General features: G+C 44.5%; 5 protein-coding genes. 2 read left to right on the top strand and 3 right to left on the bottom strand.

Annotation, left to right across the window (positions count from 1 at the left end):
- Positions 1–39 precede the first annotated feature (39 nt).
- Both QUA34_RS09230 and QUA34_RS09235 read left to right on the top strand, forming a co-directional pair.
- Positions 40–2,967 carry a PAS domain S-box protein gene (locus QUA34_RS09230; protein ID WP_333385863.1) on the top strand — a complete coding sequence of 976 codons (2,928 nt, stop codon included), beginning with the start codon at positions 40–42 and terminating at the stop codon, positions 2,965–2,967.
- Between the two features lie 6 nt (positions 2,968–2,973).
- Entirely contained in the window at positions 2,974–4,203 is a 1,230-nt protein-coding gene (locus QUA34_RS09235) for an ATP-binding protein (protein ID WP_333385866.1), read from the top strand.
- Positions 4,204–4,218: 15 nt separating this feature from the next.
- Here the strand turns inward: QUA34_RS09235 and QUA34_RS09240 are convergent, their stop codons facing one another.
- The 3 genes from QUA34_RS09240 to QUA34_RS09250 form a co-directional block, all read right to left on the bottom strand.
- Complete coding sequence (locus QUA34_RS09240) at positions 4,219–4,800, bottom strand: HAD family hydrolase (protein ID WP_333385869.1); 582 nt, start codon at positions 4,798–4,800, stop codon at positions 4,219–4,221.
- A 144-nt stretch (positions 4,801–4,944) separates the two neighbouring features.
- Positions 4,945–6,090, bottom strand: coding sequence for an ATP-binding protein (locus tag QUA34_RS09245; RefSeq protein ID WP_333385871.1), 1,146 nt, complete (start codon positions 6,088–6,090; stop codon positions 4,945–4,947).
- Positions 6,087–7,684, bottom strand: a 1,598-nt coding sequence (locus tag QUA34_RS09250) for a WD40 repeat domain-containing protein (RefSeq protein ID WP_333385874.1), incomplete at its 5' end; no start/stop codon positions are given. The genes QUA34_RS09245 and QUA34_RS09250, both read right to left, overlap by 4 nt.

The following is a 7,684-nucleotide window of genomic DNA, read 5'->3' on the forward strand; positions in this document are numbered from 1 at the left end:
AAAAAGCTCAAGTCCGCAAGTGCCAAACAAAGAGCGCTTATGTGTATTGATCCTACCAAGATCGATCGACCTCTTGAAACCTGCGAAGCATTAGTAGCAGAGCAAAAAGCAAAAATTCGGCAACTTGAAGGGGATTTGCAGCAGCAGAGAGAATTGTGCCAGAAATTAGAAGCACAACTCAAAGCAGTCGAGAATGCTGGCTTTTCGGGTTCCGTAACTGAATTTGATATCACCGAGGACGATCGCATTCGGTTAATCGCATCTCTGGAAAAAAGCCAGGAAATGTACCGAACTCTCATCAAATATTATCCCAATGGTTCGGTGTTTTTGTTCGATCGCGATTTGCGCTATACTCTGGTTGACGGCCAAGGTTTGGCAGTAGTTGGTTTGTCCAAAGAACTGTTGGAAGGCAAAACATTGTGGGAAGTATCCCCCCCTGAAGATTTGCCACTTTTTGAGACTAAATATCGCGCGGCTTTGGCAGGAAAAGAGAATACTTTTGAATATAAATACGGCAATCGCGTTTATTCCACAACAATTGCTCCCGTCAAAAACGACCTGGAAGAAATTTTTGCAGGCATAGTAGTTACTCAAGATATTACCGAAAAAAAACAGGCAGAAATAGCGCTGGAAGAAATCAAAAATCAGCTAGAAATTAAATATCAAAAGCGCACTGAAGACTTAAAAACAGCCAATAGTCAATTGCAGGAAGAAATTATTTCTCGCTGGCGCGCCGAAGAAGCTCTGCGGCAAAGCCAGGAACAGTTAGAATTGTTTTTCTCGCAATCTTTAGATGGCTTTTTCTTTGTGATGCTGGACGAACCAGTACACTGGGACGATACAGTTGACAAAGAAAAGGTCTTGGATTACATATTTTCTAACGGGCGGGTAACGAAGGCAAATGATGCTTTGATAGCCCAATACGGAGGTATTAGGGAACAGTTTATTGGCCGCACGCTTGACTCTTTATTTTCCAACAACTTTACTGGCAGCAGAGAGATAATCAAGCAATTTTTTGATGAAGGCCGGATTCATATCGAAAATGACAATCGCAAGTTTGACGGAGATCTAATTTGGGTGGAAGGCGACTATATTTGCATTTATGATTCCCACGGCAGAATCGTCGGGTATTTTGGCGTGCAGCGGGATATTAGCGATCGCAAAAAAGCAGAAGCAACCCTCAGAGATAGCGAAGAACGCTTTCGGGCAACCGTCGAACAAGCGGCAGTCGGCATTACCCACCCTGACGAAACAGGCCACTATTTGCGAGTCAATCAAAAATTCTGCGAGATAGTGGGATATACTGCGACTGAACTGCTGTCGCGCACTTGGATGGACGTTACTTACCCAGAAGATATAGATGCAGATTTAGAACAAAACAAGAAATTATTTGCCGGGGAAATTGACAGTTTTAAAATGGAAAAACGCTTGCTGCACAAAGACGGCACTGTAGTTTGGGTAAATATTACTGTATCGCTCATCCAAGAACCGCTGAGCGGGGCAATTTACAATGTAGTAGTGACAGAAGATATTAGTGATCGCAAAGCAACCGAAGCAGCGCTGAAAGAAAGCGAAGAAAGGTTCCGACAGCTAGCAGAAAACATTGAAAGCGTGTTTTGGATGGTAGGCATTCAACCCCAGGAAATTATTTATATCAGTCCGGGTTACGAAAAGATTTGGGGCAGAAGCTGCGCTGATTTGTATGCTAACGGGCGCTTTTTTGCAGATTCCCTCCATCCAGAAGATCGCGAGCGGGTTATTGGTAATTTAACTAGACAAATTGAGTCTGAAGACGAGATAGAATATCGAATTGTCAGGCCGGATGGCAAAATCCGCTGGATTCGCGATCGGGCTTTTCCGATTATAAATCAATCTGGTAAAGTTTACCGCATCGTGGGCATTGCAGTAGATATTACCGCACGCAAACAGGCAGAAAAAACCATCCGCGAAAGTGAAGAACGCTTCCGCCAGTTAGCAGAAACTATCCAAGATTCCGTCTGGCTAATGTCTGCGGAATTCACCGATTTATTGTATCTGAGTCCAGCTTACGAACAAATCTGGGGGCGCAGTCGCGAAGAATTGTATGCTGAGCCCTTAAAAATGATGGAGTGGGTGCATCCAGAAGATAAACATTTGTTGGAAGAGGCAATGGGGCGAGTGTTGCAGGGCGAGTCCACCAGTACCGAATATCGCATTTTTCTGCCAGACGGCACAATGCGCTGGGTGTGCGATCGAGCTTTTCCCATTTACGACGAATCGGGCAAAATTTACCGCATCGCGGGTATTGGCGAAGATATTAGCGATCGCAAATTTACCGAAGCCCGCATTCAAGGAGCACTCCGCGAAAAAGAAGTATTGCTGAAAGAAATTCACCACCGAGTCAAAAATAATATGCAGGTAATTTCCAGTCTGCTGCAGCTTCAAGCTCAATATATTGAAGACGAAGCAACGCTAACTTTATTTGAAGAAAGCCAGACTCGCATCCATTCAATGGCTTTGATTCATGAGCAATTGTATCAATCCGAAAATCTCGATCAGATCGCCCTGTCCCCCTATGTCGAAAATTTGGTTGCTAATTTGTATCAATCTTTTGGTTGTGGCAACACTTCCATCCAATTTAACCTCAAAGTTGATCCCATTTATTTAAACATAGAAACAGCTATTCCGTGTGGCTTAATTATTAACGAACTGGTTTCTAACTCTTTAAAATACGCATTTGGCTCTAATTTAAATGGTGAAATCTCTATTAAGTTTAATGAGACAAGTAGTCACCAATTTCATTTAATTATTCAAGATAACGGTCGCGGATTTCCGGCTAATTTTGACGTGGAAAATACTGAAACATTAGGATTGCGATTAGTAAGAATGTTGGCTTACCAATTAGAGGCAAGTATTGCCATTGACACTCAGCGGGGAACCTGCTACACTCTGATTTTCCAAGAGTTAAATTATCGGCAGCGTATTTAACGAAAAATGAACCCTATACAAATTTTGGTTGTAGAAGACGAAGTTATTGTAGCCCAAGACATAGCAGGTCGATTGAAAAAACTGGGATATGCAGTCACAGCTACAGTTTCTTCAGGAGAAGAAGCTATTCAAAAAGCGATAGAAAACCCGCCCGATTTAGTCTTGATGGACATCGTGCTTAAAGGGGACATGGACGGGGTAACAGCAGCCGATAAAATCCGAACTAATAGAAATGTGCCAACAATATTTTTAACCGCTTATGCCGACGATCAAACACTGCAAAGAGCGAAACTTACAGATCCGTTCGGTTATATTATCAAACCATTTCAACAAAATGATTTGCGGGTGGCGATCGAGATTGCCCTGCACAGACACGAAATCGAAACCAAGATGCGAGAATCTCTCAAAGCTGCGGAAGCAGTCAGAGAGTCGGTGGAAGAAAAATCGCACCGCCAAAACCAGTATATTTCCATGGCCGCTCACGAATTGCGGAACCCGCTCAACGCGATTTTAATTTCTGCGGAACTTCTGGATCTCGATCGAACTCGCAGCAGTGACGAATCCCAAGTTAGAACCTTGCGGCTGGTGCACTCAGCTACCCAAAAGATGAACCAGCTAATCGACGATATGCTGTTCATGGGCAGGGCAGAATCAGGCCAACTCAAATGCAATCCATTTCCGATAAATTTAATCGAATTTTGTCAAAACTTGCTCGATCAATTGCAGTTAGGAAATGAAGCCAAGCACAAACTAACATTAATCCCTTCAGATGTTACCAGCGCGATGTTAGATCAACAATTGCTGCACGGCATTATTTCTAACTTAATCGTCAATGCCATCAAATATTCTCCCAACGGCGGGCAAGTCACCTTGGAATTGGAATGCCGTCCAGCAAGCGAAGGAGACAAAGAAGCTATTTTCGGCTTATCTCCTCAGTGTTTGTTTGCCACTTCCCAATTTACAAATATTAGCTCTCCCTTACTAATTATCCGTATCCGAGACGAAGGTATGGGCATCCCAGAAACGGAAGTAGGGAAAATATTTGAAATGTTTTACCGCTGCAAGAATACTGGAAAGATTAAAGGTAACGGTTTGGGATTAACAATTGTTAAAAAAGCGGTGGAATTGCAAGGAGGCGCGATCGCCTGCGAAAGCAAAATGGGCGTGGGTACAACCTTCACAGTCGCCCTTCCTTACATTGCCCTTTCCTGTAGGACTCAACGAGAAACAACTTAAATACCACTACAAACACTAATCAAAGTGTTGCAAAATCCACTCTACCGCCGCAGCTAAATTTGCTGCAATAAAATCCGGTTTAGTATGGTGCTGATACTCCCCACTCAACACGCTTTCTCCGTAACCAGTCTGCACCAAAATACCAGTACAGCCGGCATTGTGAGCCATATCAACATCAGTCGCTTTATCCCCGACCATAAAACTATTTCGCAAATCTAAATCCTGTTCCCAAGCGGCCGCTACCAACATCCCTGTATTGGGTTTTCGCCACGTTGTATACCGCGTAAATTCTGGGTGGGTTCCGCCTTCGGCTGCGCTTAAATAAGGACAGTAATAAAGAGCATCTAACTTTGCTCCTGCTTCATTTTCTAATAGCTGACAAAGGCGTTTGTGCAAAGCTTCTACGTGGCTAACCGGATAATAACCCCTCGCCGGGCCCGATTGATTGGAAACCAAACAGCAAAATATTTTTTGGTCATTTAAACGGCGTACAGCTTGGGCTACTCCGGGGATTAAATGCAAATCTTCTACTTTGTGAATGTAGCCGGCTTCGATATTGAGGACGCCATCTCTGTCAAGAAATACTGCTCGTTTCATTGTTGTACTATATTTGATATAACTCGGCGATTGAAATCGCGTCTACACAAACAAAGATCTAACTCGGCGATTGAAATCGCGTCTACACAAACAAAGTCCGCCTGCGCGGACTGAAGAGAAGAAATGCAAGTCTAGGTAAACTCGTCATTCTAAAAGAGATTGTTTTTCCAGCCATTTGCGGAAGCTGGCATGATACAAACTATAGCAAATTTCTCCTCCAATTTCCTGCTTATTTAAGAACTCGATCCAATTGTCTAACACTTTTTCAACATCGTATTCATCCTGATCAATTATATTGGCGATCGCACTTACAGATAAACTTGCTGTTGATTGTACCAAAACATTCAGCACCGACAACTCGATCGCCGATAAGCCATCACCTCTCATCCGCAGCCAGTGGTTTTGATAATACGCTGCTAAACCGGGAGGAAGTTCAGAGACAAGTGAGGACTCTCCCAGATTAGCATCGGGGTGTGAATTCTCGTTAAGGGCAGGTAACATCTGACTCAGATACATGAAATTGTCTTCGCTGACAGTTGCGAGTTGTTGGCCCAATTCGGGTGCTGTTAAATCCGGTGCGGTTGATAGGTATTGCTGAATGTAGTTCAGGGCATCCTCCCGATTTTGGGCGGGATAATCTCTTAAATCGAGGGTTTGAGAGGGCGTCTCAATTAACAAACCGGATTTCTCTCTCAAAAACGGGCGGCGGGCGAGGATAAAATAAGTACGATCGCCCAAATATCTCGGCAGATAAAACAGATTTGTGCTGGGAGGCTGACTCGTGCGGGCGATCGCGTCTACAGAATCAATGACAATTATCAACTTTTGGCGATGACGTGCCGTCTCGCAAGCTACGGCTAATTTATCGCTAATTTGCTGAAGCAACAAAGACAGAAACCAACTCCCATCATCGGATTCGAGATTTTGAAGTTGAGATCTGAGCTTGACAATTTCCGATGTTTCCCCATTGGCGGCAAGGTATTTGTCAATCAGTTGAGTGCAGACAGAAGCGAGAAAATCTTCAGCTCGATTTTTGCCTTCAACTCCAGCGTTGTAATAGATACTGCGAGGATGGGCGGTGACATATTGGGCGAGGATGGAACTTTTGCCGCAGCCGGGAGTGCCGACTATTGTGAAATAACCGCGGCTGTGGGAGTCCAGAAAGTCGGAAATCGCAGAAAAAACAAACTTGCGACCTGCAAAATTCTCGGTTTTTTCTCGCAGGAGTTGCTGAAATTCTATTGGGTAAGCTGCGGTAGAGATGGGAGTTGAGAGAGGTGAGGAATTCATGTTAGTGCCTCCACCCCTTCTAGCCGCAGGAAATATACTTGGCCCGATGCGTCGCCTGCGACAATTGTGACTCCATCGGGGGCGATCGCGCAACAGGCGATCAAACTTTCACCCGTGAAACTGGCAATGACATTTCCAGTTGTTAAATCCCAGACTTTTAGGGTGTTGTCATCTGAACCAGAAATCGCCCGCTTCCCATCATCAGTGACGGCAACTGCATTTACCGATTCGCTGTGACCTTTGAGAGTAAACTGTTCCTTTCGAGTTGTTAAATCCCAGACTTTTAGGGTGTTGTCATCTGAACCAGAAATCGTCCGCTTACCATCAGCAGTGACGGCTACTGCATTTACCGAACTGGTGTGACCATTGAGAGTAAACTCTTCCTGTCCAGTTGTTAAATCCCAGACTTTGAGGGTGTTGTCCCAAGAAGCAGAAATCGCCCACTTGCCATCAGCAGTGACGGCTACTGTATATACCGAACTGGTGTGACCATTGAGAGTAAACTGTTCCTTTCCAGTTGTTAAATCCCAAACTTTGAGGGTTTTGTCATCTGAACGAGAAATCGCCCGCTTGCCATCAGCAGTGACAGCTACTTCTTTTACCGAACTGGTGTGACCATTGAGAGTAAACTGTTCCTTTCTAGTTGTTAAATCCCAGACTGTGAGGCTGTTGTCCCAAGAAGCAGAAATCGCCCGCTTGCCATCAGCAGTGACGGCTACTGCATTCACCAAACGGGTGTGACCATTGAGAGTAAACTGTTCCTTTCCAGTTGTTAAATCCCAGACTTTAATGGTTTGGTCATATGAACCAGAAATCGCCCGCTTGCCATCAGCAGTGACGGCTACTGCATTTACCAAACGGGTGTGACTCTTGAGAGTAAACTGTTCCTTTCCAGTTGTTAAATCCCAGACTTTAATGGTTTGGTCATATGAACCAGAAATCACCCGCTTGCCATCAGCAGTGACGGCGACTGCATTTACCCAACTGGTGTGACCATTGAGAGTAAACTGTTCCTTTCCAGTTGTTAAATCCCAGACTTTTAGGGTTTTATCATCTGAACCAGAAATCGCCCGCTTGCCATCAGCAGTGACGGCTACTGCTTTTACCGAACTGGTGTGACCATTGAGAGTAGACTCTTCCTTTCCAGTTGTTAAATCCCAGACTTTAATGGTTTGGTCATATGAACCAGAAATCACCCGCTTCCCATCAGCAGTGACGGCGACCGCATTTACAGAGTCGCTGTGACCATTGAGAGTAAACTGTTCCTTTCCAGTTGTTAAATCCCAGACTTTTAGGGTTTTATCCGATGAACCAGAAATCGCCCGCTTGCCATCAGCAGTGACGGCTACTGCATTTACCGAACTGGTGTGACCATTGAGAGTAAACTGTTTCTTTCCAGTTGTTAAATCCCAGACTTTGATGGTTTTATCATTTGAACCAGAAATCGCCCGCTTGCCATCAGCAGTGACGGCTACTGCATTTACCAAACGGGTGTGACCATTGAGAGCAAACTGTTCCTTTCCAGTTGTTAAATCCCAGACTTTGATGGTTTTATCATTTGAACCAGAAATCGCCCGCTTGCCATCAGCAGTGA

It is taken from the genome of Microcoleus sp. POL10_C6 (assembly GCF_036701585.1).
Classification (GTDB): Bacteria; Cyanobacteriota; Cyanobacteriia; order Cyanobacteriales; family Microcoleaceae; genus Microcoleus.

Coding starts and splice junctions, on each gene's coding strand:
- QUA34_RS09230 (WP_333385863.1), top strand. CDS start 40: ATGTGTATTGATCCTACCAAGATCGATCGACCTCTTGAAACCTGCGAA.
- QUA34_RS09235 (WP_333385866.1), top strand. CDS start 2,974: ATGAACCCTATACAAATTTTGGTTGTAGAAGACGAAGTTATTGTAGCC.
- QUA34_RS09240 (WP_333385869.1), bottom strand. CDS start 4,800: ATGAAACGAGCAGTATTTCTTGACAGAGATGGCGTCCTCAATATCGAA.
- QUA34_RS09245 (WP_333385871.1), bottom strand. CDS start 6,090: ATGAATTCCTCACCTCTCTCAACTCCCATCTCTACCGCAGCTTACCCA.